This is a genomic window from Methylovorus sp. SPW-M1 (assembly GCF_053848825.1).
Genome location: NZ_CM132626.1, coordinates 2159977 through 2185649, shown reverse-complemented (window position 1 = coordinate 2185649; position 25673 = coordinate 2159977). Strand labels below are relative to the sequence as shown.

Genomic DNA, 25673 nt, shown 5'->3' with positions numbered 1-25673 from the left:
AACGGGCGTTGGTATGACTGCATATTAACGTAAGCCTGATCAACCCAAACTGAAGAGTTGACTGGCTTTATTGGCGTTATTCTCGGCGTTCTCCAGCAGTTTCATCTGCGTTTCGAACTGGCGGGCCAGGCTGATCATGTTGACCATGGCATCCACCACATTGACATTGCTGCCTTCCAGCGCGCCGCTGGCGACCTGGATATTGGCATCAGCCTGTGCTGGCTGGCCGTTCTGTGTGCTGAACAAGCCATCCGTGCCACGCACCAGCGTGCTTTCGTCCGGATTCACCAGCTTGATGCGGCCGACGATATTGGTCGGGCTGGGTACGGTCACGCGCGACACGGTGGATACCGTGCCATCCTTGCCGATGGCGATTCTTTCATCGGGCGGGATGGTGATGGGGCCACCATCGCCCAGCACGGTCAGGCCGTCTGCCGTCTGCAAAATGCCGTTTTCATTGACCTTGAGCGAGCCATTGCGGGTGTAAGCCTCGCTGCCATCCAGCCGTTGCACCGCAATCCAGCCCCGGCCCTGAATGGCGATATCCAGATCGCGCGAGGTGCCGATAATGGTGCCGGGCGTGAAATCGGTAGCCACGGTGGTGTCAATGACGAAAGCCCGGGTTGGCAGGCCTTCGCTGACGATAGGCACAGCGCGGAACGAATCCACCTGGGCCTTGAAGCCGGTAGAGGTGGCATTGGCCAGATTGTGCGCCGTGGTCGCTTGCTGCTCCAGAATATGCTTGGCGCCTGACATCGCGGTGTAAATCATGCGGTCCATATGGTCTCTCCTTTACGGCTTCAGCCCGGGCTCAATGCTTAACGCAGGTTGACCAGGGTCTGCAAGACCTGATCCTGCGTCTTGATGGTTTGCGCGTTGGCCTGGTAGTAGCGCTGTGCAGTAATCATGTTCACCAGTTCCGCCGTCAGATCCACGTTGGAATCCTCGGTGGCCGATGATTGCATCACGCCCAGACCGCCGGTACCTGCCTTGCCAATGACCGGCACGCCAGCGTCGGCGGTTTCGGCAAACTGATTGTTACCCAGCGCAGACAGGCCGTTAGGGTTGGCAAACTTGGCCAGCACTACCTGGGCCAGGGCCTTGGCCTGACCGTTGGTGTAACGGCCGATGATGGTGCCGTCAGCCGCGGTGCTGAAACTGGAGAGGCGGCCGGAGGCATAGCCATCCTGCACCTGGCTGTTCAGGCTGTAGTCGGAGCCGAACTGGGTGGAGGTGGCGAAATCAATGGTGATGGACTGAGCAGCCGAGACGGTTGAGTTTGCGGTCGTCAGATTCACTGTCTGTGTAGTAGTGCCTGTCAACAGGCCGTTGGTATCAAACGTCAGATTGCTGGTTTGTATAGGGGTCGTTCCACCGTCTATGGTGGTTCTTACCGTCCAGGTGTTTGCTGCCGTTTTTGTCAGGTAGCTTTGCAATGTATGTGGGTTACCTTGCGTGTCGTAAATCGAAATAGGTACGACCTGAGTGTAGGTGGTCGGGTCATTCGCATTAAACGTAGCCGTGATGACTGCACTTCGCGAGTCAAGGTTAAAAACATCATTGACCTTTGTGGATGCCTTAGGAGCCAGATCGGCGGAATTGATCTGAATGTCAGTCAACGCACCGGTCTGCAGGGCGCCATTGCTGTCTGCCACATAGCCGGTCAGGCGTTCGCCGCTGGAGGTCACGATGTAGCCGGATTTATCGAGCTGAAACTGACCGTTGCGGCTGTAGGTAATGGCGCCGCTGTTGCTGAGGCGGAAGAAGCCGTTGCCATTGATAGCGATGTCCAGCGGGTTTTCGGTGTTGGTGATGTTGCCCTGGGTGAACTGGCGCTGGATGTCGGCGACTTTCACGCCGATACCGGCGGAGCCGCTGCCAGAACCGTTCAGTGCGTTGGCATACACATCGGCAAACTCGGCGCGCGATTGCTTGAAGCCGACCGTGTTGGCGTTGGCGACGTTATTACCAATGACGTCCAGACTCTTGGATGCGGCATTGAGGCCGCTTAACCCTTGTTGAAAACTCATGTTGATCTCCTTGTTAGCGTGAGGACGTGCATTGACTAAAAGACTTCCACGACATCATCAATACCGATGGAGTCGAGTTTGCCCAGGTTGAGTTTGATGCCACTGCTGCTGTTGGATACGCTCATGACCTGATCATACGACAACGGCGTGGCGGTGACGCTGGTATTGGCGGTGGTGGCGGCGACTTCGAACTTGTAATTGCCGTCTGCTGCCTTGGAACCGTCATCCTTGTAACCGTCCCAGCTCAGTGGCAATACGCCGGCTTCCTGCTTGCCCAGGGTCAGTTGACGCACCTGATTGCCAGCAGAATCCTTGATGGTGACGGTGACCTTGTCTGCGCCCACCGGCAGGTTGATGCCCAGGTAGGATTTGCTCTCGGACAGCGTCAGGCTGTCGCCCTTGGTCAGCACATAACGGCCGATCATGTTGGATGCCTGATAGGTCTGGCTGGACTGCACGTTGCTGATCATGGATTCCATGGTGGTGTTCAGCTTGTCGATACCGGTAACCGTGGAAAGCTGGGCCAGCTGGCTGGTCACCTGCGCGTTGTCCATCGGGTTGAGCGGGTCCTGGCTTTTCATCTGGGTGATGAGCAGGGTCATGAAACGGTCCTGCACATCGGAAGCGCTGGAACCCGAGCTGGATTTGCGCGTGTTCATCGTAGTCAGCAGGTCATTTGAAATGGTGGTCATGGCGTGATCCTTAAAGGAAATTATTGTCCGATGGTCAGTGTTTTCAACAACATGGTCTTGGCGGCATTCATGGTTTCCACGTTATTCTGGTAGGCACGCGAGGCCGAGATCATGTTGACCATCTCTTCGGTCACATTCACATTGGGCATGGTGACATAGCCTTGCGCATTGGCTGCCGGGTGCTTGGGGTCGTACACCACCTTGGGTGGAGACGGGTCTTCAATCACCTGTTGCACCTTGACGCCGCTGACAGCGGCGTTGTTGGTGGGGGTGGCGCTGAACACCACCTGCTTGGCCTTGTACGGCTGACCATTGGCACTGGTGGCGCTATCGGCGTTGGCCAGATTGCTGGCGACGGCATTAAGCCGCTGCGACTGGGCGCTCATGGCTGAGCCGGACACATTGAATACATTGAACAGAGACATGATGGTGCTCCTTTATATAATCCGGCTATTGGCCCTGAATCGCCGACAGCAGCTTCTTGATCTGGCCGTTGATCATGTTGAGGCTGGCTTCGTAACGGATGGCATTGTCGGTAAACTGGTTGCGCTCCACATCCATGTCGACGGTATTGCCATCCACGCTACCCTGGATCAGGGGGCGGAACATGGGCTCGCCCGGCTTGCCGGTCGGTACATAGTCGACACTGGTAGGGTCGCCACTGAGGTGGGCGCTGGATGTCTTGCTGACGTCGAGGCCAGAGCCGGGGGTGTCGTTACCGCTCAGGGCATTATTGAGCGCATCATTGAAATTGATGTCGCGCGCCTTGTAGTTCGGGGTATCGGCATTCGCGATATTGGCGGCAATAAGCTCCTGCCTTTGCGCACGCACGCGAAGAGCGGACTGCTGAAATGCCAGTGCTGCATCTAGTCTGTTCATGTGTACTGACCTCCTGTTTCGATCCGGCTTAAAGTTTTCACCCAGCTCAGGTTTTTTTACCTGGCTCAAGTTTTAACTTAGTGCAGCCGTTATCTATGATGAGGGCGAGTGTAGAGCGCGACAGTCAACTTCAATCAGAGGAGTAAAGGGGGAAATGTCGTCTTTTTCCACCATTTACTTTTGTCCCGGCTACGTAGAATGCAGGCTGTATCTTTCTCCGCAGTCGAGGAACGCATCATGGCAAGTCATTCTATCGTAAAGCAATTTTTGGCATTCTGCACAGGAATATTGCTCCTGGCTGGCAGTGCGCTTTCCCATGCTGAAGCGATGCCGAATACTGACCAGACGCAGAACCTGACCTCCATCCGCAAGAAGGTCGAAGAATTCCTGACCGTGCAGACCGCCGGTTATCCCGGTCGTGTCACCGTCACTGCCGGTGCCATAGACAATAATCTCAAGCTCGCCAAATGCCCGGCGCTGGAAGTGTTCATGCCGCAGGGCAGCCGTGCCTGGGGCAAGACCAATGTCGGTGTGCGCTGCAATGCGCCTGCCTGGACCATCTACATGCAGGCCACAGTGAATGTGGTGGGGCAGTATCTGGTGGCGGCCGCGCCGCTGGCTCAGGGCCGTGTGGTGGATAGCGGTGACCTGCTGTTTGAAAGTGGCGATCTCGCCCAGCTGCCTCCCGGTATCTTTACCGATCCCGAACAAGCCATTGGCCGCATCGTTAATATTTCCATGAATGCCGGTACCGTGCTGCGCCAGGAGATGCTGAAAGCGTCACCTGTCGTACAGCAGGGCCAAACGGTCACGCTGATTACGCGAGGCAAGGGCTTCAGTATCAGCGCCGAAGGCCACGCGCTCAATAATGCTACCGATGGCCAGCTGGTGAGGGTCAAGGTCGCCAATGGGCAGGTAGTAAGCGGGATTGCCCGCAATGGTGGAAAAATTGAAGTCAGTTTTTAAGCATGTGTTTTTGCGTCGAATGAATGTAAAGCCTGGCAAGAGCCGTTTCAAACTTGCCGATCGGTGTTAAAGTTTAAGAAAACCCTGCCGATATGAGCCTTATAGAAGGCAAGGTGCACACACATTCATGCATGAGGAAAAACCATGAAGATCAATGACTCCATCCAGAAAACCACTGGGTTGGTGACCGAGAAGATCGAATCCGGCACCGCAAAGAAAACACCGGCACCGGCAGTGGGTGGCGCAACCGCCACCGAAAGCGTCACGCTTTCCCCACTGTCCTCGCAATTGCAATCCCTGGAAGCACGGATTGCGACGCAAACGGTATATGACACAGATAAGGTAGACGCCATCAAGACGGCGATTACCAACGGCCAATTCCAGGTCGATTCCGGCAAGGTTGCCGATGGCCTGATTGAAACCGTTAAGGATTTATTAACTTCAGCCAAATCGTGAGATAACCATGAGCACAAGCATCTCGTTCGAGCAGGATAGCCAACTGGTCAATCAATTGATCGTTTTATTATCCCGTGAACAAGCCAGCCTGGTGAGAGCCAATATGGACGAGATCGAGCAGATTCTTGATGAGAAGGCGCATCTGCTCAGCGAGCTTGGCAGCACGGTACAAAAGCGTCACGACGCCCTGGTGAAACTGGGCTTCGAAGGCAGCGAAAAAGGCATGGCAGATTGGCTGGTGGCCCAGAAAACCGTGGCTGTGCAGCAATCGTGGATGCAGTTTCACAAAATGCTGGTGCAAGCCCAGGAAATGAACCGTGTGAATGGCGTGCTGATCAACAAGCACTTCAGTCGTAATGAACAGTTTCTCAATGCGCTGCATGCGCATCACTCACCTGGCCAGATGTATGGTGCCAACGGCCAGGCCACGACGCAAAGTTATCTGCGGAGTGGATTACAGGCCTAGCGAACTTCCAGTTCCTCCAGAGGCGTTAAGTGTAGTTAACGCCCCGCCGCCCCGATGGGCGGTTTTTTTTTGCCTGCGGATGCTGATCCGCCTGGTTTACTGCCCTTCGGTGTCTTGCTTGCTGCCTTCTTGCGCCTGGTGATACTGGTGGGCAAGCTTGGGCACGATATGCAGGATGGCATACGCCAGAATGGCGCTCAGAATGGCGGTGGATTCGCGGCCCAGACCAGCGGCAACGCCGATGGCGGCCGTCATCCACAAGCCCGCGGCGGTGGTGAGGCCATGCACTTCACCATCGTGCCCATGTTTGATGATGGTGCCTGCGCACAGGAAACCCACACCCGCAATCACCCCTTGCACCACGCGGCTGATTTCAGCGTCGGTGAGTCCGGCCTGTATTGGCACCAGCACAAACATCGCTGCGCCCAGCGCTACCAGCATGTGCGTGCGCATGCCGGCGGCCTTGCCGCGGAATTCACGCTCATAGCCCAAAAGCCCGCCCAGCATCGCGGCGATGCCCAGACGCAGAACCACGCGCGTGACCTCGGCCCCGTTGGGCAGGTCGGAAAACTCGGCCATGATGGTGTTCATGACTTCGTGCAGCAGGCTATCCATCCGGTTTCCCTCGTCTTACTTGCTAGCCAGGCTGACGCTACGCCCGCTGGCGGCGGCTTCCAGCGTCGCGACGATGGCGCGGCAATTGGCCCTGGCATCCTGCAGGCTCAGCAACGGGGTTTTATCGTTGAGTACACAGTCGCTGAAATGGGCGATTTCCAGATTGAAATGGTTGCTGGGCGCGTAGGTTTCGACGTGTTTTTGCCCGTCATCGGTCCACCAGCTGATTAATGGCACATCGCTGGTGCCTGGCAGTTGCCACACGGTATGGCAGATCAGCGAGCCTTTGTTGCCGACAATACGGTATTCGGACTGCCGACTGCATTCAAAACTCACATCAAAATGCCCGCGTTTGCCATCGCCAAAATCCAGGATGCCGCTGGCAGAAATATCGGCGCCGCTTTCAGCGTATTTGGCCATGGCCGAGACGGCGAGGGGCTCGCTGCCAAAGCAGTGGCGCAGGGTATGGATGGCATAAGGGCCCACATCCCACATGGCACCGCCGCCATTGGCGGTGTCTTTTGCCAGGCGATAAAGCCGGGCAGGGCGCATCAGGAATGAAAAGCTGGCGTGCGCATAGCGGATATCGCCCAATACCCCCGAGGCCACAATCTCTTGCACGCGCTGATGCTGCGGGTGAAAGCGATACATGAAGCCTTCCATCACCTTGAGGTTGTTTGCCTGGGCAGCGGCTTCAATGGCGTTGATGTCCTCTACCTTGAGTGCCATGGGCTTTTCGATCAGCACATGCTTGCCTGCGGCCAGTGCCTTCAGCGCCCATTCGGCGTGCTCGTCATTGGCCATGGGCAGGTAGACGGCTTCCACACGCTCATCCTGCAGCAGTGCTTCCAGATTATGGTAAAGCGAGACACCGGGCGTGCCGGGCGCGTATTTTTTCAGGGTTTCGGCCGCGGCATCGGGACGGCGGCTGGCAATCGCAACCAGTTCGGCATTGGGCGCCGCCACGATGGCAGGCAACAGGCGTTCATTGACTCTGGCAGCACCCAGAATGCCCCAGCGCAGGCGAGAACTTGAGCTCATGTACAGGCCTTATGGTGATAAGTGAAGCGTTGAATGATGGCAGAATTCGGGGGCTGCGGCTAGCTGAGCCGTGAGCGGGGGGCTAGTTGGCGGCGGGTTTGCTGCTGGCTGCAGCTGGCGGTTTGGCTGACGCCGGTGCTGGTGCCGCTGCCGGCGTAGCGGTGGCTTCCTGGGCATTGCTTGCCTCGGGTGCGGGTGGCGCTGTTGGCCGGATGACCGTCGTTTTGTCGGGGGTAATCTCGGAAACATCGGTCTGATTGGGCATCAGCGAGTCGTAAAGAATCATGATGGAAACGCGACGGTTGCGCGCCCGGCCCAGTGGCGTGCTGTTGTCCTCCAGCGGTTGCGAGGCGCCAAAGCCCACGGCGCTCAGGCGTTTCTCATCCAGGCCGCTATCCTGCAGCATGCGTACCACGCTGCTGGCGCGCATGGCGGATAGCTCCCAGTTGGAGTAAAACTTGTCGTTATGGATGGGCACATTGTCGGTGTGGCCTTCCACCTGAATCGCATGATTATTGGCTTTCAGTGCCTGCGCGATCTCGTTGAGCGGACCGCTGGCAATGGGTTGCAGTTCGGAGGCACCGGGCGCAAACAGCAGGCTGTCGTGGATATCCACCCGCACGCCGCGGTTGTTCTGCATGACCTTGATCTTGCCTTCCAGCACCATGGGGGCCAGGTGATTGGCGAGATTGTTCGCCATGGCGGTCATGGCTTCGCGTTCACGGCGTTGTTTGTCGTTGCGGCGGGCGAGTTCCAGCGGACGGATGAAGGATGGCTGCCCATACAGGCCCTTGATATTGGCATGCTCGTTGTTGCCATCGGGCGGGTTGTTGAGTTGGGGCGTGTTTTCGCCGGTGAAAGCGGTGCCCAGAGACGATGTCAGCTGCTCGTACTTGCCCTGATTTACCGAGGAGATCGCGTACATCACCACAAAAAACGCAAACAGCAGGGTGATGAAGTCGGCATAGGACACCATCCAGCGTTCCTTGTTGTCCTCGTCTTCCTCTACCTGTCTTCTGCGCATGGATAGGGTTCCGTATCAGCGCATGTAGCTGTTGAGGCGCTCTTCCACCACGCGCGTATGGTCGCCTTGCGCGATGGAGACCCAGGCATTCATGAGCATTTCGCGCCGGCTGGCCTCTTGCAATACGTAAGCCTTGAGCTTGCTGCCTATGGGCAGGAACACAATATTGGCGAGGCCCACGCCATAGATCGTGGCGACGAATGCCACCGCAATGCCACTGCCCAGACGGCTGGGGTCGGACAGGTTTTCCATCACATGAATCAGGCCCAGCACCGCCCCCAGAATGCCAATGGTAGGCGCGTAGCCGCCGGCGGAATCCCAGATTTTGGCGGCACTGCGGTACTGGCTTTCGTAATAGTAGATATCAATGGCGCAGATTTCGCGGATCTTGTCAGCGGCGATGCCGTCGATCAGCAGGCGCAGGCCTTTTTTGATGAAGGGGTCGGTTTCGTTATACAGCTGGGCTTCGAGCTTGAGCAGGCCATCACGGCGGGCGGTGTGGCTCCAGCCTATGATGCGGCGGCTGAGTTCTTTTCTGTCATCCACCGGTGGCTGCACAATCCAGCGCAGCAGCATGATACCCAGCTTGAAATTGGCCGGTTTGCTTTGCAGCAGGACGGCACCAAAAGTGCCAAAAACCACAATCAGGAAAGCCGCAGGCTGAATCAGCGAAGCAACCTTGCCGCCTTCAATGGCTTGCCCCAACAGAATGCCGAAAATGGCGAGTAAGATGCCGCCTAGGCTGCCCCAGTCCATAATTGCTCTTTCATGTAAGCGCGTAATCGAGCAATGGCTTGACTATGCAACTGGCAGACCCGTGATTCGGAGACATTCATCACAGCGCCAATTTCTTTGAGGTTAAGTTCTTGTTCGTAATACAGACCCATTAAAATCTGTTCGCGCTCGGGCAGGTTTTCAATTGCCTCAATCAGGGTTTCCCGGAAATTGCTGTCGAGCAGGCCTTTGATCGGGTTGCCTGAGTCATCCTGCAGAAAGCGGTCCAGAAAGTGGTCGCCGCCTTCGGATTCATGAAAATCTTCGTAGTAGAGCAACTGGTGGCCGCTGCATTCGCCCAGCATGTCGTAGTAATCATCCAGCGACATCTTGAGTTGCTTGGCGACTTCGCCTTCGGTCGGTGGCCGCCCCAGCACTTGTTCCAGCTGGTTGATGGCACCTTCCACATCGCGCATGTTCTTGCGGATGCTGCGTGGCAGCCAGTCGGCATTGCGCAGCTCATCTATCATGGCGCCGCGTATGCGCTGGGCTGCGTAGGTTTCAAACTGGGCGCCATGCGTATCTTCATAACGATTGATCGCATCCAGCAGGCCCATCATGCCGGCCTGCACCAGGTCGTCCAGCTCCACGCTGGGCGGCAGCTTCGCCTTCAGCTGATAGGCCAGCTTCTTCACCAGCGTGGCATGCTGGTGCAGCAGGCTATCTTTCTGATTGGGTTTTCCCGTGGCCGTATACATACTTTCCTTGCTTGGGCACCTTGTCGTTTAATAGTGTGAGATGGATCACAAGCATTGCTTGCCGACATTCTACACCCGTGCCGCGCGAGCGCCAGCCCGCCTGCGGTTGCGCATATCAATCCGATATGTGCAACCGTGCCTGAGCCGAGGCTACGGCATTGTCTTGCCCTGCGTATTGTGGCCTGGCCTTACAGCGTGATCGAAGTGCGCTGAATTTCTGCCAGTATCGCCTGCCGGTAGTCCAGCTTGCGCGCCAGTGCCTTGAAGGCAGCCGAGGCTTGTGCCATTGGAAATGCATCAATGACCACGCGCCCCAGTTTTTCTGCCCGGCTCAGGTGCTCATCCGCCGGGATCGCCCCCATGAACTCCAGGTCTATCTGCATGAAGCGGCGTGCTACCTGGGCAATGTTCTCAAACACCAGCATGGCCTGGGCCTGGCTGGCGTTGCTCACCACAATACCGAAAGAACGTCGCCCCAGCTGACTGCATACCTGCTTGATGAGGATGTAGGCCTGCTTGATCGACTCCGGATCGCGCGTGAGTTGAATCACAATTTCGCCATCGTTGAGCGATTGTAATGGCAGAGCGTTATTATTTAAAACAGTATCGACCAACACGATGTCATATTCCTGCGCCAGCTTGCCGAAGATACGGTCCAGCTGCAGGCCTTCTGCCTGCTGGAACTGCATGCTGCCCTGCTTGGGCAAGAGACGGCTGATGCGATAACCCTGCTCGGAAAACTTGATCGCCTTGTTCAAAGGCACGCGCTGATTGGCAACTTCCAGCAGGCTGGGGGTATTGCCCAGCTTGTAATGGGTCAGGGCATCACCCGTATTGGCGGTGGCGTGCACGATGATGACATTGTTGCCATCATCCTGAATCGAGGCACCGAGATTCTTGATCAGTCTGGCCTGGGCATTGCCCGGCATGGCGGATAACACCGACACGATACGGGGCCGGGGGCCGGACATGATGCGCCGCAGACCGGCGGCTTGATCTTCGCGGAAACTAGACATGATCGGCTCCCATGCTCAGCTTGGTGGCGACTGGCGAGGTATTGCCCATCAGGAATGGCAGCTCGTTATGCTTGAACTGGAAGGATGACGTGTTCTGCGCACCAGCGCGGAAAGCGCGATGGATCAGCAGTTTTTTGTTGGCCACATGCAGGTCTTCCGGCACGCGCTGACCATTGGCCACGTAATACAGGCGCAGTTTTTCGCGGATGATAACATCCAGCGCGCTGCCGATGGTGGCGGCTTCGTCCAGCTTGGTGATGATGCAGCCATCCAGCTGCTTGACCTTGTAAGCACGCACCACATCGGTCAGTGTTTCGCCGGTGTTGGTGGCGTTGAGGCACAACAGCTTCTTGATCGGCTGGCGGGTGCTGGACAGCATGGCGATCTGCTCGGCCACCATGCGGTCTTTCTGGCTGACGCCCACGGTGTCGATCAGGATGGTGTGCTTGCCCTTGAGTTCTTCCAGCGCAATTTTCAGGTCGGCTTCGTCTTTCACCGCATGCACCATCACGCCCAGAATCTTGCCGTAGATGCGCAATTGCTCATGACCGCCAATCCGGTAGGCATCGGTCGTGATCAGGCCCAGCTTGCCAGGGCCATGCTTCATGACAAAACGTGCGGCCAGCTTGGCGGTGGTGGTGGTCTTGCCGACACCGGTTGGCCCGATCAGCGCAAACACGCCACCGCGATTGAGGATTTCATCTTCATTGGGGATGGCCTGCAGGTTCTTTTCCAGAATCGATTGCACCCAGGTGTTGGCTTCGGCGCTGGTGCGATGATCTGGCATGTTTTCGGCAATCTGGCGCGACAGCGCAGCACTGAAGCCTGCGGACAGCAGCATGTTCAGTGTGTTGGATTTGACCGGGTCACGGTGCTGGATATTGCCCCAGGAGATTTCCACCAGTTGCGATTCGATCACGCTGCGCATATTGCGGATCTCGTTCAGCATGTCATTGATCTGCTTGTTGGACTGTGGCGCGGCTGCTTGCGCTGGCGTGGTGGTGACCTTGGGGCGTGCCGTGGTGGTAGGTGCAGGCTCGGTACGCACGGCGCGATAAGGTTCGGCTTCGGGTGCAGCCTGACGCACAGGAGGACGTGCCTGGCGTGCTGCGGGGCGGGCCTGCGCAGCTGGCAGGGGCTCCATGGCAGGCGCTGCACGGCGCTTGCTGCTTTGCACCGGGGTATCATCGGACATGAAGGAGGCCATGTCTTCTTCCTTGAAGGCCAGGATCTCGTTACCGCCGTTGACCGCACGGTTAGACAGGATAACGGCATCCTCACCCAGGCTTTTACGGACCATGGCTAATGCTTCGCGGGAACTCGATGCGAAAAAGCGTTTGATGTTCATGCTTGACCTCCAATAAGGCTAGTGACACGGATAGTTTTTGAATCAGGAAGCTCTTCATGCGACAGCACACGAAGATGCGGAATAGCACGGCGCAGGAATTTCGACAGGGCAGAGCGCAACGGACCCGGTACCAGCAGCACAGGCGTCATGCCCAGTTGCTCCTGCTTGCGGGTAGCGGCTTCGGCCTGTTTGGACAGGGTTTCAGCCAGGCCAGGCTCAATGGCAGCACCGCCTGCATTGCTGCTGCTCAAGGCTTGCATCAACAGGCGTTCCAGCTGGTTATCCAGCGCCATGACGGAGACTTCGTTGCCATTCGGGAACAGCTGCTGCACGATGGCGCGGCCCAGCTGCACGCGGACAAAGGTAGTCAGCTCGCTTGGGTCTTGTGTGCGTGAGGCATATTCGGACAATGTTTCGACGATGGTGCGCATATCGCGGATGTGCACGCCTTCGCTCAGCAGGTTCTGCAATACCTTCTGCACCACGGACAATGGCAATTGCTTGGGCACCAGGTCTTCGACCAGCTTTGGCGAATCCTTGCCAATATGGTCCAGCAGCTGCTGGACTTCCTGGCGGCCCAGCAAGTCAGCGGCATTGGTGGTGATGATGTGGTTCAGGTGGGTAGCCACCACGGTGCTGGCATCCACTACGGTATAGCCCATGGCCTGGGCCTGATCACGCACTGCGGATTCCACCCAGATGGCGGGCAGGCCAAAGGCCGGGTCGGTGGTGGCGGTGCCAGGCAGGGTGCCACTGACCATGCCTGGGTTGATCGCCAGAAACTGACCATGGTTGGATTCGCCGCTGCCGACCTCTACACCTTTCAGGGTGATGCGATAGCCGGAAGGACGCAGTTCCAGGTTGTCGCGAATGTGCACGGTAGGGGCGAGGAAGCCGACTTCCTGGGCGAATTTCTTGCGCAGGCCTTTGATGCGCTTCAAGAGATCGCCACCCTGCGCTTTGTCGACCAGCGGAATCAGGCGATAACCCACTTCCAGCCCGATGACATCGACCGGGAGCACATCATTCCAGCTAGCCTCTTCAGGCTCGCCGGTAGGAACAGGTGGCGGTGCCACCACAGGGTCTTCTGCGGTCTTCTTTTTCTCGGCCACGAAATAGGCCAGACCGGCAAGCAAGGCACCCAGCGTGAGGAATGCAAAGTGTGGCATGCCAGGAATGGCGCCCATGCTGCCGATAATGGCGGCGGTGACATAAATGACCTTGGGGTTGGAGAACAGCTGGGTCACCAGTTGTGTGCCGACGTCTTCCGTATTGGCGACGCGGGATACCACCACACCGGCCGCCACAGAAATCACCAGCGAAGGAATCTGCGCGACCAGACCGTCACCAATCGCCAGCAGGGTGTAATTCTTGATGGCATCGGCGAAGGCCATGTCGTGCTGCACCATGCCGACGATCAGGCCGCCGACGATATTGATGACCGTGACCAGGATGCCAGCGACGGCATCGCCCCGTACATATTTGCTGGCACCGTCCATGGCGCCGTAGAACTCGGCTTCCTGACCGATCTCGGAACGGCGGCGGCGGGCTTCATCTTCACCGATCAGGCCGGCATTCAGGTCGGCATCAATCGCCATCTGCTTGCCGGGCATGGCGTCCAGGGTAAACCGGGCGCCCACTTCGGCAATCCGGCCAGCACCCTTGGTCACCACGGTAAAGTTGATGATGGTCAGGATCACGAACACCACGATACCCACGGTGTAGTTACCGCCAATAAGAAAGTGGCCGAAGGCTTCGATCACTTTACCGGCTGCATCCGGACCGGCATGCCCCTCGGTCAGCACCACGCGGGTGGAAGCCACGTTCAATGACAAGCGCAGCATGGTGCTAACCAGCAGCACGGTCGGGAAGGCGATGAAGTCCAGTGGCTTGGATGTTTGCAGGCCTATCATCAGCACCATGATGGACAGGGCGATGTTGAAGCTGAACAGCACATCCAGCGCGATGGCAGGCAATGGCAGAATCATCATCGCCAGCAACATGACGATCAGCAGTGGGGCGGCGATGGTACGGCCGCCCAGATGACTCAGGATATCCTTGAGGGCAAAGTTGTTCATCAGGCTGTTACCTCAGTCAGCTTGTGATGGGGATCCAGTGCATCCGGCACATCCAGTTGAGTCGGTGTTTCAGGGCGGAAGCCGCCATGTTTGTTGAAGGCGCGCATCTGGAACACATAAGCGATGATCTCAGCCACAGCGGAATACAGTGCCTGAGGAATTTCATCGCCCAGCTCGGTGTGGGCATAAAGCGCCCGTGCCAGCTTGGGGGATTCCAGCGTCATGATCTTGTGTTCGGCGGCCACTTCACGAATCTTCAGGGCCACTGCATCGGCGCCCTTGGCAATCACCACCGGGGCACGCATGCCCAACTCCTTATATTGGATAGCCACGGCGTAGTGGGTCGGGTTGGTGATGACGACATCCGCCTTGGGGATTTCCGACATCATGCGGCGGCGGGCAATCTCACGCTGTTGCTGACGGATACGTGCCTTGATCTGCGGGTTGCCTTCGGATTCCTTGGATTCCTGCTTGACCTCTTCCTTGGTCATCTTCAGGTTATTGGCATAGGTGGTGAGCTGGTAGGGCACATCAATCGCGGCGATCAGCACCAGGGCGCCCACAATGAAAAAGAAGCTTTTCAGCAGCATGTCTTCCACTTCGGCGATGCTGGTGTGCAAGGGCAACAGGGCAAGCGAGAGGATGGTGTCTACATCATGTGCCACCACGACATACGCCACCGAGCCCACCAGTATGGTTTTGCCTACGGCCTTGAGCAGTTCCACCAGGGCATTTTTGGAGACCATATTGCCCAAACCACTGACGGGGTTCAGGCGGTTGAATTTGGGCACAAAGGCCTGATTGCTGACGTTCCAGCCACCAATCAGGGTAGGGGCGGCAATCGCCATGATGAACAGCAAACCTGCCAGCGGAGCAAAGGTGATTAGCAGACTATATATAGAGTCGGAAATTTTCATGAGCAGCAGATTGCTGTCGTAGGCCAGGGCGCGCTCAAAATGCAGGCTGCCGCCCACGGTGTGCTTGAGCGCATCACCAAACTGCGAACTCATCATGGCAATGCCCATGCCACCAGCCAATAACATTGCACAGGTCACGAACTCGCGTGAGCGGGGGACATTACCTTCCTCGCGCGCCTTTTCGAGGCGCTTGGGCGTCGCCGGTTCTGTCTTTTCTAAATCGCTGTCTTCAGCCATTTCGTGTCCTGTGTGCCGTGTGTGTGATGGGGATGTGCGGTCCCGCTGACATGGAGCACATTATCAGTGGCTGACCCCATGGAGCATTCCATGAATAAAAGGGGTAAACCCATGCTTAATTCCAATGGCGATGGTGGGCTTGAGAAGATTCAGTACAGATTTTTAAAAAAATTGAAAATAAAAATATATATAAAACAAATACATATTAATTTTATTAAAAATAATTTAAAAAAATCCTAAAGTTTTCCTAAAGCCAGCCGATAGACCATTTGTGTGATACGGATTAATGCGTCTTCAAGGGGTTGGCGGCGCGTAGTGCGTATGTTGGTGTGTGTAGCAGCAGCCTGGCTTTAGGGATTTTTTAATAAAATTAGATTAATTGAAACAATGAGTTATCAAATTAATTCTAATTTTTTAAAAAAATCCCTAAAGTTTTTAAAAGCCGGGCCGATAAATCCTTTGTGTGTAGTCCAGTAGTGTGTGTGGCGGTGTGGTTTGTTGAAGTGTGTGGCTTTAACAAATCTGACAATCGTAAACTTGTGTAAGGTTGTGTAAAAATTAAGGTTTTTATAAACAACAACTTATCAAATTGTTTATGATGCATTCCGGGTAAGCGCTAAAGTTTTTCTCAGGCGTGCCGTAATGGAAGTGTGTGTAGTAAATCGTGTGTGTGTCAGGCTGCTTTTAGCGCCTACCCGATGTGTGCAGTAAAGTGGTAAAGCTTATAGTTCTTTGATTTTAAAAGGCTTAAGCTCAAAATCAGTCAAGTATCCCAGCCGGATGTAGGCGTTTGTAAGACAAACGCCTACATTTGCGCGTCTTCGCGTCTTACGCAAAAAACCGACAGACTCCAGTTATGCCCGCATCCCTTTAGGTTCAAAGTACGTCTCACGCGCCCCACACACAGCGCACACACACACGAGGGACCCAAAATGACTGAAAAAGACATGATGTCTGATATCAAAGATGCCAACCTGAGCTACCTGATGCTCGCCCAACAAATGATTCGCTCCGACAAGGCTTCCGCCATCTTCCGTCTGGGCGTCAGCAAAGAAATCGCGGATGTTCTGGAAAGCCTGACTACCGCTCAATTGCTCAAACTCTCCAGCACCAACATGATGCTTGCCCGCTTTCGCTTCGACGACTGCGCCATTCTGAACATGCTGACCAGCTACACCAAGGATCGTCACCTTGCCAGCGCGCATGCCGCCATCCTGATGGCAGGCCAGGCGCCTGAGGCAATGGCTTAAGGTTTTTGGAAAGCGCCGCTCCGGCAAATTGATCAAGAAGGCAGGCATTATCATGGAAAAGAAAAGCGTAGTTAACGAAGCACAACAAATCCAGTTGGCGATACAGCTGATCACGCTGGGCGCACGGTTGCAACTGCTGGAATCGCAGACGACCTTGTCCCGTGAGCGCCTGATCAAGTTGTACAAGGAGCTGAAAGGCGTATCGCCACCCAAGGGCATGCTGCCGTTTTCCACCGACTGGTTCCTGACTTGGCAGCCCAACATTCACTCCTCCATGTTCCTGAATATTTACAATTTCATGCGGGAACATACGGATGTGAACGGCATAACCGCCGTGATCAAGGCCTACCAGCTGTATCTGGATGAAACCGGTACCGAAGACCCCGAAACTGCCGTGCTGTCGCTCACCCGCGCCTGGACTCTGGTAAGATTTGTCGAGAGCAAGATGCTCAAGCTGCAAGCCTGCAGCTGCTGCGGCGGCCACTTTGTGGTGAATGTGTATGACCTGAATCAACACTTTGCCTGCAGCTTGTGCCATGTACCATCGCGTGCTGGCAAAACCAAAAAAACCAGGGAAATGGCTGCCGCCTGAGGCGCCGGGCAAATTCGCGCTGTTGAGGTATCACCACACCGCCAGTGAATAGCGCCCCGCGCGCCAGGGCGCTTGATCGGGGGTAGGGTGAAGTACGCAAACAGGCAACATCAACAGCAAGCGACATTACCGCGAGAGGTATTTGCCTGCGCAGGTTCAAGCCATGTCGTGGCGCCTGCCATCCGGCCGGGCGATTTTCTGTCAGCTGACAGGCATTGTCCCTTGTTCATCACCCCGTCTTTTCTAAACCTGCCTGGCGTTCCCCATGGCATCTGAATCTCCTCGTGTATTGCCCGCTACCCTTGCCTTGCTGATACAACTGGGCATGCTGGGCATCAATTTGCTCTTTGCCTTGCTGTTTGGCCAGCTCACCGGGCGCGTATATCCCTTCTGGTTGCTGGTGTTGATACAAGCGGTGGGGGCTTATGTATTGGCCCGGCTTTGGGGCATGGCTTCGTGGTGGCGCCTCATCCATCTCTTTTTTCCGCTGGTCGTCTGGCTTATGGTGCAGCTGCATCTCCCCAATTGGGTGTACCTGGCTGGATTCTTGTTCAGTCTGATGCTGTTCTGGACCACGTTTCGCACACAGGTACCGTTTTACCCCTCCTTCCCGGCAGTGTGGCAGCAAGTGCTGGCGTGGATGCCAGCGCGACAGGGCTTGCGCATGATTGATATAGGCAGCGGGCTCGGTGACATGGCCATGCACATCGCCAAGGTGCGCCCCGACTGCCAGATGCTCGGGATTGAAGTGGCCCCGCTGCCATGGCTGATCAGCCATGCACGTGGACGCTGGCGCAGATCCACCGCCCGCTTTGTGCTGGGGGATTACCACAAGCTGGACTTTCGGGAATTTGATGTGGTGTTTGCCTATCTGTCACCCGCGGCCATGCCCGCGCTGTGGCAAAAGGCGAGTGCCGAGATGCGGCCGGGCAGCCTGCTGATCAGTTATGAATTTGAAATACCGGGCCTACCGCCCGCATTGCAGCAGCCTATTGGTGAAACGGGGAAAGTGCTTTATGGCTGGATCATGCCGGGCATGTGAGCTCACTATTGATCGCGAAGCAGCCGCCTGTTGCCAGACATCACAATCGGGTTGCCGGAGGCTGGGCATCGTGCGCCATACTTGATGATACCCAGCCTGCTTTAACCTAAAAATCCATGGTGGCCGATAGCATTACGGTGCGCGGCTGGCCAAGATATAACCAGCTGCCGGAGCTGCTGCTCCAGTAGTCGCGACCAAACAGATTCTGTATCCCCAGTCTCAGGACCAATGGCCGCTCGGCTGCGGTGGTCTTGTAGCGAGCACCGACGTCCCAGCGGGTCCAGCCCGGGATGCTGCGTGTATTGGCTTCATCCAGATACTGGGCGCTGGTTGACATCATGCGGGCGGTGAGGGTCATGCCTGGCACCAGCGAAAGATCATATTCGCTGCCCAGGTTCAGCTGCCAGCGCGAGACGTTGGGCGCGGTGTTGCCGTCATAAGCATCGCTGCTCGCATGCGTGAGTTTGGGCTGGATGTAAGTCGCCCCGCCAAGCAGGCGCACGCCCTGAACTTCGCCGAACACATTTAGCTCAATACCGCGATTGCGTTGTTCTCCTCCTACCTGGTAGGTCGAGGTGCCATCGCCATTGGAAACCGTCAGCCCGCTTGGTTTTTCAATCTGGAAGGTGCTAAGCGACGTGGTGAAGCGGCCAAAATCGTATTTCACTCCGACTTCGTGTTGCTTGGTCTTCACCGGAGGGAACACCTTGCCTGCATTGGTGGTGCCGATAGGCGCGGTGTCGCCTTGCGTCAGCCCTTCAATGTAATTGCTGTAGATCGACCAGTTTGCACCGGGTTTCCATACTGCAGCCAGCACCGGAGTCACGGCATGCTTGTCATAGGAGGTGGTGCTTTCCCCGGTGCTGCTGTAGTCAATGACTTCTACGCGCTGATAACGTCCCCCCAGGGTAACGCTCAGCCTGTCATCAAGAAAGCCCAGGGTGTCGGCCACGGCCAGAGATGGCAGCTGCAGGCGGTTGGTCTTGTCCGGGTGGGAGTCCATGCCGGCAGTGGATGGGCGGCTAACACTGGGCGGGTTGTAGATGTTGGTATCAAAACTGCTGAAGCCATAATAGTCGGCCGTATAGCCGCTATCTTTCATCAGGTAGTTGGCGCTGATGTTGAGCTGATGGCTAACCGCGCCCGTGCTGAAATTGCCACGCACACCGCCCTGTGCCGTGCGGTAATTCGTCCAGTTCGGCCAGTAGTACACGGTGGCTTGCGCATTGCCCTGGGCATCGGCCACGCTGACGTCGGTGGAAAGATAACTCGAGATGGTATTGCTGCCGCCTGCTGCGCCGTAGAGGGTCCAGGTGGGGGTGAGGTCATACTCGGCTTTTGCCAGCAGATAGTTGCTTTTGGAGTTGGCATACTCCCAATCCTGGGCAATCCGTTTTTTGGCGCTGGGCGGAGAGGGGATGGTGATGCCGTCGGCAATGCCGAAACCAGCTGCACCCTGGGGAGCTTCGTTGTTCATGGTCTGATGCCCGGCATCCAGCGATGCCCGCAGACGATTGCCGCGGTAATCAATGCCGATGGTGGCTGCGCCCAGTTCAACCGATTGCCCGGCGGTGGCGTTTTTGCCGTCGCGATATACGCCATTGAAGCGAATGCCCCAGGCATTATCCTCGCCAAAGCGACGCCCGATATCGACATGGCCACCGAAGTTGCTATTGGACATATAGGTGGCTGTCAGTCGGGTCAGGGGTTTGTCATCCGCCCGTTTTGGCACCATATTGATGGTGCCGCCGACAGCTCCGCCCGCGCCCGGCGCCATGCCATTCAGGAGGGCGCTCGGGCCTTTCAGCACCTCGATGCGCTCCGCCATCTCTACCGGGGCAGCGCGATTGGATGCGATGCCGCTGATGCCATCAAACAGCACGGAATCCTGAACCGAAAATCCGCGTATCAGGAAAATATCCCCGCCAGCGGCCGCGTTGGTCAGGCTGTAAGACACCGTGCGCACGGAAGGGTCGTTGAGCACCACATCCGCAGCGGTGATCGCCTGCTGGTTTTCCATCAGTTCGGCGGTGTAACTCGTGGTGTTGAATGGCGTATCCAGCACATCCTTGTTGCCCAGCAGTCCCAAACGGCTGCCACGGGCGACCTGACCACCCGCGTAAGCGGAGGGCAGGCTTTCCGGTCGCTCAGCGACTGCCGTAACGGCTACGAGCGGTAAGGTAGACACGTCATCCTGGCGCGTGCCTGCAGCTTTGACCGCTACCGCCCGCATGCCATAACTGCCATCGGCTTGCCGGTATGCCTCAAGCCCGCTTCCGGCCAGCAGCCTGGCCAAGCCATCCTCCACATTGAAATTACCCTTCAATCCCTCGCTGGTCTTGCCTTCGATTATCTCGCCAGCCCCGACAAGGTAGATCCCGGATTCGCGCGAAAATCGGGTCAATGCGATGCTGAGCGGCCCGGCGGGAATGTCATACGTGCGCAGGCTCTGGGCGCCAGTGGTTTGTGCGTGGGCTGGTGGCGCCCATACGCCAAGGGCAAGCGCGCCCTCGAGCATGAGCAGGTGAATGGCGAATGCCAGTGGGCGCATCTGGGGGAAGCGTGCGGCAGTCGCAGGTGAAGCCAACTTGGTCTGGTCGTGGTGATACATCAATGCATATCCTTCAGCGTTAAGGGTCTGGAAAAAGCGAAGACCCTTACGGCATGGATCGTTTGGCTACCTTGACGCATCGCGGCCATTGCCACGGGAGGTCATCTTGAGGATGGCGGGAATTCAATGATGAAAGGGCTCTTCTTGCTTGGTATAACCATTGGCAAGGCAAAACCCGGAACTATTTTTTGCAAATAATTTTTCAGCGCGCGGATTCCAGCGTTGTCCACCAGGGCAGCGGCTGCTCGACGCGGATGGGCAAGGCCGATGCCAGCATGCGCAATACGCGATCTGTGTCTTGCAGCGGGAAGCTGCCGTAGACCTTGAGTTCGGCCACGCCATCCGCCACACCAAGGTGGCCTGGCCGATAGCGGCGCAGTTCCTGCACGACGTCGCGCAATGGAATGCTATCGGCCACCAGAATGCCCTGCGTCCAGGCTTCCCGCGCAGCACCCGCCGTTGCCATGGCGGCAATGTCTGCGCGATCAAAGCGTGATTGCTGGCCTGCCCTTACCACGCGGCTGATGGCGCTTGACGCCGTGCGTATTTCCACCGCGCCCGCATACACATCGAGCTGAGTGTGTGCTTCATTGAGATACACATTGAATCGCGTGCCCAGTGCCCGCATGCGGCCATGCGGTGTTTCCACCAGAAATGGGCGAGTTTCATCATGGGCGGTTTCAATGAACACCTCACCTTGTACAAGTTCTATGCGACGCTCACTGGCACTGAAGTGAACATTAAGGGCACTGGCTGTATTGAGCCAGAGCTGGGTGCCGTCGGCCAGGGTGAGGGTGCGCTGCTCCCCGGTGGGGGTGCGATGATCGGCTGTCCACGCCAGCATGCTTGCAGGCAACATGCTATGGCGCCAGCTTAGCAAGCCCAGCGTGCCGCCGCTGGCGAGCGCGGCCAAGGTAATCAGTACGCGCCTGCGGGCATGCAGGCGTGCATGGGCCTTGGTCAGCGCATGGGCGGTTTGCCGTGGGTCAACGGTGGTGCGCAAGGGGTCAAGTCCGCGGCTGATGTCTTCCACATACTGCCAGGCGGCTTGATGTTCTTCGGCGGCGTGCAGCCACGCTTGCCAGCGGGCGGTCTCGTGGCTGCTGGCGCTGCCATCGCGCAAGCGGGCATACCATTCGGCAGCTTGGGTCAGCACGGCGTGCGAGGGGGCTGGCTGTAGATTGCTGGTAGGGGTGGGTTTCATGGATAACGATGAACGTATAACAACAAGCGCATCAGCCTGCAGGCTCGCTGCTCAACTCGCGCATGGTCTGCTGCGCGCGCAGCGTCAGGCAGCCCAGCATCGCCTGTGCCACGTATTTTCGTACCATGCGGCCAGATACACCCAACGCTAACCCGACTTCGTCGTCGGTCATGTCGCAGATAACGGCCAGCGTGAACGCGCGAGCGGCTTTGGGGGGCAGCTGGCCGAGCATGGCGGTGACTTCTTCCAGTGCCTGCAACACCATGGCCTGGCGTTCCGCAGAAGGGTGGTGGGCGGCAGGCATGGTTGCCAGTGTTTCCTGCCAGGCTTGCTCAATCTCGCGGCGACGCCACAGGTTGATGCATAGATGCTGTGCGGTAGTTCGCAGATAGGCTCTCGCCTCGGCCACGGTGTCAAAACGCCGTTGCGTGCGACCGCTAATCAGTCTGACAAAGGTGTCATGTGCAAGGTCGGCGGCATCGGCGCCGTTGCCCAGGCGACGGCGCAGCCACCCCTGCAGCCAGCCATGATGATGAACATAAAGATTTTCAAGAATAGAAGACGGCTGGCTCAATGGAGGGTGCTCAACGGCAAATGAGAATTAATATCAATTATTGCCGAACATAGGCCGATGCGCAACTCCCGGCCAGAGGAGCTTACCTTTTCAGCAGATGAGCTGGAACAGCTGCATCTGGATTTTGCCGTCGACTTGAATGAGCCCATATGAAACTACCGCCGTAATTGCCGAAGTTCAGGGGGTGGGATAACAGCCGTGTTTTGGCATACCACGGCATATCGCGTGTATCAGTCAGCTCACTGGTCGTCGTGTCAATCAGGGCGGGCTTTTGAACAGGCGCGATGTCAGCGGTGTATTGCCTTTCATGAAAACGGTGAAGTGGTGGGGGCTGGAGAGCATGCTGCCAGAGAAGGCCGCAAAACTGGCATGCATCGATGGCACGGCCTGGCGGGCAGTCAGCAACAGCAACCAAAGTGATGGCTTGAGTCAACGCCAATGATTTTAGTTGCTGTTGAGTCGCTCTTAATAGGCTATTAGAAAGTGCCGCGCAGTGTCAGCATCATGCTCTGGGGTTCACCATACCAGCGGTTACCCGCCACGGTGTAATAGTGTTTATCGAACACGTTATTGATATTCAAGGCAGCAGTCCAATGCTTGTCAATGCGATAGCTGGCACTGGCATTCCACACCGCATAACCTTCCTGCGTATAACGCACACCGTCCTCTTTGGTATAAATCTCACTTTGCAGGTTGACTCCGCCTCCCAGAGTCACCTTCTCCCATGTTCCGGGCAAATTGTAGGTAGCCCAGCTGCGGAAAAGCTGGCGTGGTATGAAGTAGCTTTGATAAGTATTTCCCTCGTTTTCGGTTGCATTGCCTGAGGAATCGCGGTCGCGTACATATTTGGCATCGTTGTAGGTGTAGCCTGCGAATAGTTGCAATCGCGGCAGGATTTCTCCATTGATTTCAGCATCCAGACCTTGACTCTTCAGTTTGCCACCGTTGATGGAGCACCCCCCAGTGGCCGGTGTTCCCGGGCAGCTGAGAGGGTTGTTGGGATCGGTCTGGGCTATATCGTCCAAATCAATTCGGAATACTGCAAAGGAGGTATTCAATTTCCCACCGGCAAATTCCCCCTTGATCCCGGCTTCATAGTTGCTGCCCAGCGCTGGCTTGAGAGCGCTACCGCTTGCAGTGTAGGAAGAGCTTTGCGGACGGAAGACATCGGTATAGCTGCCGTAGGCTGACCAATGATTATTGAGGCGCAGGATAGCGGCGACATAGGGGGTTATCTTGTGCGTTTCTTTGGCCTGGGTAATCCCTAAAGCACTATATTCATACCAGCTGACACGTCCGCCCAGGATGATTTTTAGCGGATCCGTTACCTGCAGCTTCAGGTTGCCGTAGAAGCCTTGTGTAGTTGTCTCGTCTGTCAGGGGCGCACTGTATGTGCCGCTGTAGAGCCTTGCTAATGCTGACAAGTCCGGAGAACGTGGGTCTACCAGGATGGGGGTAGAGTAGGTTACCCGACCGTCCTTGAAAGCCAATGTTTCCTCCTTTTGCCAGTTAGCCCCGATAAACACTTGATGCTCCTGGCCCCATGCATCAAATTTCCCGTGCAGCTGCGCATCAGCGCCTTGGCGACGGAATTTGCTGTCTTCAAAATCAACTCCCCGCAGATAAAAACTCTGCAGTGTCGTCGGGTCAACGGCGATGCTTCCTGCGGTGGTGAATATGGGGGCATCTTCCCGCTCACTTAGCTGAACAGTACCGCTCACTTTGACTGACCAATTGCTATTGATGTTGTGGGTAATATCCCCAAACAGCTCTCTGACCGTGCTCTTGAAATAGGTCCAGCTGGGCCCATAAGATGTTGAGCGTGATAAGCCCAAATCACTGCCGTCGCTTGATCTGGGCAAGCCTTGCGCCCAGCGTCCACCTTGCTGGGAGTAATGTTGATAACGCATGCCCACGGCTGCAACGGTGTTTTCGCCCAGATCGGCTTCAAGCATGCCATAGAGCAACGGCAGCTTGCTTTGTGCTTCATCGTAAAAATAGTGCCGGTCTTCATAGCCCGCAATCAGGCGGCCGCGCAGGGTGCCTGCATCGTTTAGCGGGCCGGTGATGTCGCCATCTAGGCGGTAGTAATCCCAGCTGCCAGCGCGAGCAGTAATTTGCATCTGTTTTTCGGCCAATGGCCGTTTGCGTACCATGTTGACCGTGCCACCGGGGTCGCCATTGCCGATTAGCAAGCCGGGGGCTCCTCGTAGCGCTTCGATACGATCAAAGATCGCGGTGTCAGGGGCAATGCCTATGCCGCCGTAATAGCCCATGGGGACACCATCGGTCATGAAGTTATCCAGGGCAAAACCGCGTGAGTAATAAACAGTATGGCCGTAATTACGGAACTCCTTGGTTACCCCTGTCACCTGGCTAAGTGCGCTGTCCAGTGAGGTCAAGTTTTGGTCGTCCATGCGCTGGCGCGTCATGACCGAGACGGATTGAGGAATATCGCGCAGGGATTGCTCGCCTTTGCCTATGCTGACGGCACGCGCCGCATAGGAGCCGGTTCCTTCGCTCACCGCCTGCGACTCGCGATCAGAACTGGCGACCACGCTGACTTCGGGCAGTGTCGCGATACTCTCTTTAGTCTTCGGTGGCTGGACAGCAGGCGCAGGCCTGAGCAAATAGCTTCCATTCTCCAGTGTTACGGCCTGCAAACCGGTACCAGCCAGCAATGCACTTAACGCGGATGAAGCGGTATGCGGCCCTTTGATTCCGTCCGTGATTTTTCCATCGGTCTGCTCTGCGGTGAAGGTCAGCAGCACATTGGCTGTGCTGGCGAAGCTGCGCAGTGACGGCGCCAGCGGGCCCGCCGGGATATTGAAAATGTACGTGGCGCTTGTTTGCGTGGATGGGCTGGCGATGGCCTCTGCTCTTGCCGAGCCTGTTGTGGAGAGCAGCGCTCCACAAATTGCCAGCGAGACGGCATGGACCAAAGGACGCAGGCCTGGTGAGTGTGCTGATGGATGGAGGTGTCTGCGTATATGCAGGCTGCGAGGGCGGGCGCCAAGGCCGCTGATTGTCATGATGGTTTCCCCAGATGTTGATATTGAAATGAAGTCCTTACTGGGTAGGTGGCATGAGATTCAAAATCGGGCAGGCCAAAAGCAAAAAAATCTCAACATAGTTTTTATGGCATGTGTTGCATGGGTTTGTG

Annotated in this window: 25 protein-coding genes; 7 read left to right on the top strand and 18 right to left on the bottom strand. The window is 56.6% G+C overall.

Annotation, left to right across the window (positions count from 1 at the left end; all coding sequences use genetic code 11):
- Window positions 1–39: 39 nt before the first annotated feature.
- Genes flgF through flgB form a run of 5 tightly spaced genes read right to left on the bottom strand, consistent with a single transcriptional unit; the run spans window position 40 to window position 3601 of the window.
- Window positions 40–780: a flagellar basal-body rod protein FlgF gene (flgF, locus tag ACWWD9_RS10260; protein WP_013441607.1), complete on the bottom strand. Its 741-nt coding sequence runs from the start codon at window positions 778–780 to the stop codon at window positions 40–42.
- 38 nt (window positions 781–818) lie between these two features.
- On the bottom strand, window positions 819–2030 hold the full coding sequence (gene flgE / locus ACWWD9_RS10255) for a flagellar hook protein FlgE (RefSeq protein ID WP_455866965.1): 1212 nt from the start codon (window positions 2028–2030) through the stop codon (window positions 819–821).
- Window positions 2031–2065: 35 nt separating this feature from the next.
- Window positions 2066–2722, bottom strand: coding sequence for a flagellar hook assembly protein FlgD (locus tag ACWWD9_RS10250; protein ID WP_455866964.1), 657 nt, complete (start codon window positions 2720–2722; stop codon window positions 2066–2068).
- Between the two features lie 20 nt (window positions 2723–2742).
- Entirely contained in the window at window positions 2743–3147 is a 405-nt protein-coding gene (gene flgC / locus ACWWD9_RS10245) for a flagellar basal body rod protein FlgC (RefSeq protein ID WP_013441610.1), read from the bottom strand.
- Window positions 3148–3172: 25 nt separating this feature from the next.
- Window positions 3173–3601: a flagellar basal body rod protein FlgB gene (flgB, locus tag ACWWD9_RS10240; protein WP_013441611.1), complete on the bottom strand. Its 429-nt coding sequence runs from the start codon at window positions 3599–3601 to the stop codon at window positions 3173–3175.
- 237 nt (window positions 3602–3838) lie between these two features.
- Between flgB and flgA the strand changes: the two genes are divergently transcribed.
- From flgA to ACWWD9_RS10225, 3 genes are all read left to right on the top strand, one after another.
- Window positions 3839–4567, top strand: a complete 729-nt coding sequence (flgA, locus tag ACWWD9_RS10235) for a flagellar basal body P-ring formation chaperone FlgA (protein WP_013441612.1) — start codon at window positions 3839–3841, stop codon at window positions 4565–4567.
- 144 nt (window positions 4568–4711) lie between these two features.
- Window positions 4712–5023, top strand: a complete 312-nt coding sequence (gene flgM, locus ACWWD9_RS10230) for a flagellar biosynthesis anti-sigma factor FlgM (protein ID WP_455866963.1) — start codon at window positions 4712–4714, stop codon at window positions 5021–5023.
- A gap of 7 nt (window positions 5024–5030) precedes the next feature.
- Window positions 5031–5489: a flagella synthesis protein FlgN gene (locus ACWWD9_RS10225; RefSeq protein ID WP_013441615.1), complete on the top strand. Its 459-nt coding sequence runs from the start codon at window positions 5031–5033 to the stop codon at window positions 5487–5489.
- A 96-nt stretch (window positions 5490–5585) separates the two neighbouring features.
- On the opposite strand, the gene ACWWD9_RS10220 is transcribed toward ACWWD9_RS10225, so the two are convergent.
- The 9 genes from ACWWD9_RS10220 to flhB all read right to left on the bottom strand — a co-directional run bounded on the left by ACWWD9_RS10220 (window position 5586) and on the right by flhB (window position 15237).
- The gene (locus ACWWD9_RS10220) at window positions 5586–6104 is read right to left on the bottom strand and encodes an MgtC/SapB family protein (RefSeq protein WP_015829600.1); all 519 of its coding nucleotides are present in this window, start codon (window positions 6102–6104) and stop codon (window positions 5586–5588) included.
- A gap of 15 nt (window positions 6105–6119) precedes the next feature.
- A complete protein-coding gene (locus tag ACWWD9_RS10215; RefSeq protein ID WP_015829601.1) occupies window positions 6120–7145 on the bottom strand; it encodes a Gfo/Idh/MocA family protein in 1026 nt (341 codons plus the stop codon).
- An 82-nt stretch (window positions 7146–7227) separates the two neighbouring features.
- On the bottom strand, window positions 7228–8169 hold the full coding sequence (motD, locus tag ACWWD9_RS10210) for a flagellar motor protein MotD (RefSeq protein WP_455866962.1): 942 nt from the start codon (window positions 8167–8169) through the stop codon (window positions 7228–7230).
- 15 nt (window positions 8170–8184) lie between these two features.
- A complete protein-coding gene (locus tag ACWWD9_RS10205) occupies window positions 8185–8925 on the bottom strand; it encodes a flagellar motor protein (protein ID WP_013441629.1) in 741 nt (246 codons plus the stop codon).
- Window positions 8907–9641: an RNA polymerase sigma factor FliA gene (locus ACWWD9_RS10200; RefSeq protein WP_013441630.1), complete on the bottom strand. Its 735-nt coding sequence runs from the start codon at window positions 9639–9641 to the stop codon at window positions 8907–8909. The genes ACWWD9_RS10205 and ACWWD9_RS10200 overlap by 19 nt, the downstream gene beginning before the upstream one ends.
- 188 nt (window positions 9642–9829) lie before the next feature.
- Window positions 9830–10657 (bottom strand): MinD/ParA family ATP-binding protein, encoded by an 828-nt coding sequence (locus ACWWD9_RS10195; protein ID WP_013441631.1) that lies wholly within the window; start codon window positions 10655–10657, stop codon window positions 9830–9832.
- The gene (gene flhF / locus ACWWD9_RS10190; RefSeq protein ID WP_455866961.1) at window positions 10650–12005 is read right to left on the bottom strand and encodes a flagellar biosynthesis protein FlhF; all 1356 of its coding nucleotides are present in this window, start codon (window positions 12003–12005) and stop codon (window positions 10650–10652) included. Before flhF ends, ACWWD9_RS10195 begins: the two co-directional genes overlap by 8 nt.
- Window positions 12002–14083 carry a flagellar biosynthesis protein FlhA gene (gene flhA / locus ACWWD9_RS10185; protein ID WP_015829604.1) on the bottom strand — a complete coding sequence of 694 codons (2082 nt, stop codon included), beginning with the start codon at window positions 14081–14083 and terminating at the stop codon, window positions 12002–12004. Before flhA ends, flhF begins: the two co-directional genes overlap by 4 nt.
- Window positions 14083–15237: a flagellar biosynthesis protein FlhB gene (gene flhB, locus ACWWD9_RS10180; protein ID WP_455866960.1), complete on the bottom strand. Its 1155-nt coding sequence runs from the start codon at window positions 15235–15237 to the stop codon at window positions 14083–14085. Before flhB ends, flhA begins: the two co-directional genes overlap by 1 nt.
- Window positions 15238–16169: 932 nt before the next feature.
- Between flhB and flhD the strand changes: the two genes are divergently transcribed.
- The 3 genes from flhD to ACWWD9_RS10165 all read left to right on the top strand — a co-directional run bounded on the left by flhD (window position 16170) and on the right by ACWWD9_RS10165 (window position 18121).
- On the top strand, window positions 16170–16487 hold the full coding sequence (gene flhD, locus ACWWD9_RS10175; protein ID WP_013441636.1) for a flagellar transcriptional regulator FlhD: 318 nt from the start codon (window positions 16170–16172) through the stop codon (window positions 16485–16487).
- Window positions 16488–16539: 52 nt separating this feature from the next.
- Window positions 16540–17079, top strand: a complete 540-nt coding sequence (gene flhC, locus ACWWD9_RS10170; RefSeq protein WP_013441637.1) for a flagellar transcriptional regulator FlhC — start codon at window positions 16540–16542, stop codon at window positions 17077–17079.
- Window positions 17080–17344: 265 nt separating this feature from the next.
- Complete coding sequence (locus ACWWD9_RS10165; RefSeq protein ID WP_455866959.1) at window positions 17345–18121, top strand: class I SAM-dependent methyltransferase; 777 nt, start codon at window positions 17345–17347, stop codon at window positions 18119–18121.
- Window positions 18122–18227: 106 nt separating this feature from the next.
- Here the strand turns inward: ACWWD9_RS10165 and ACWWD9_RS10160 are convergent, their stop codons facing one another.
- The 3 genes from ACWWD9_RS10160 to ACWWD9_RS10150 form a co-directional block, all read right to left on the bottom strand.
- Window positions 18228–20732: a TonB-dependent siderophore receptor gene (locus ACWWD9_RS10160; RefSeq protein WP_455866958.1), complete on the bottom strand. Its 2505-nt coding sequence runs from the start codon at window positions 20730–20732 to the stop codon at window positions 18228–18230.
- Between the two features lie 202 nt (window positions 20733–20934).
- Window positions 20935–21936, bottom strand: coding sequence for a FecR family protein (locus tag ACWWD9_RS10155; RefSeq protein ID WP_455866957.1), 1002 nt, complete (start codon window positions 21934–21936; stop codon window positions 20935–20937).
- 31 nt (window positions 21937–21967) lie between these two features.
- Window positions 21968–22510, bottom strand: coding sequence for a sigma-70 family RNA polymerase sigma factor (locus tag ACWWD9_RS10150; protein WP_455866956.1), 543 nt, complete (start codon window positions 22508–22510; stop codon window positions 21968–21970).
- 271 nt (window positions 22511–22781) lie between these two features.
- On the opposite strand from ACWWD9_RS10150, the gene ACWWD9_RS10145 reads away from it, so the two are divergent.
- Window positions 22782–22952 (top strand): hypothetical protein, encoded by a 171-nt coding sequence (locus ACWWD9_RS10145; protein ID WP_455866955.1) that lies wholly within the window; start codon window positions 22782–22784, stop codon window positions 22950–22952.
- A gap of 34 nt (window positions 22953–22986) precedes the next feature.
- Here the strand turns inward: ACWWD9_RS10145 and ACWWD9_RS10140 are convergent, their stop codons facing one another.
- On the bottom strand, window positions 22987–25542 hold the full coding sequence (locus ACWWD9_RS10140) for a TonB-dependent siderophore receptor (protein WP_455866954.1): 2556 nt from the start codon (window positions 25540–25542) through the stop codon (window positions 22987–22989).
- Window positions 25543–25673: the final 131 nt, after the last annotated feature.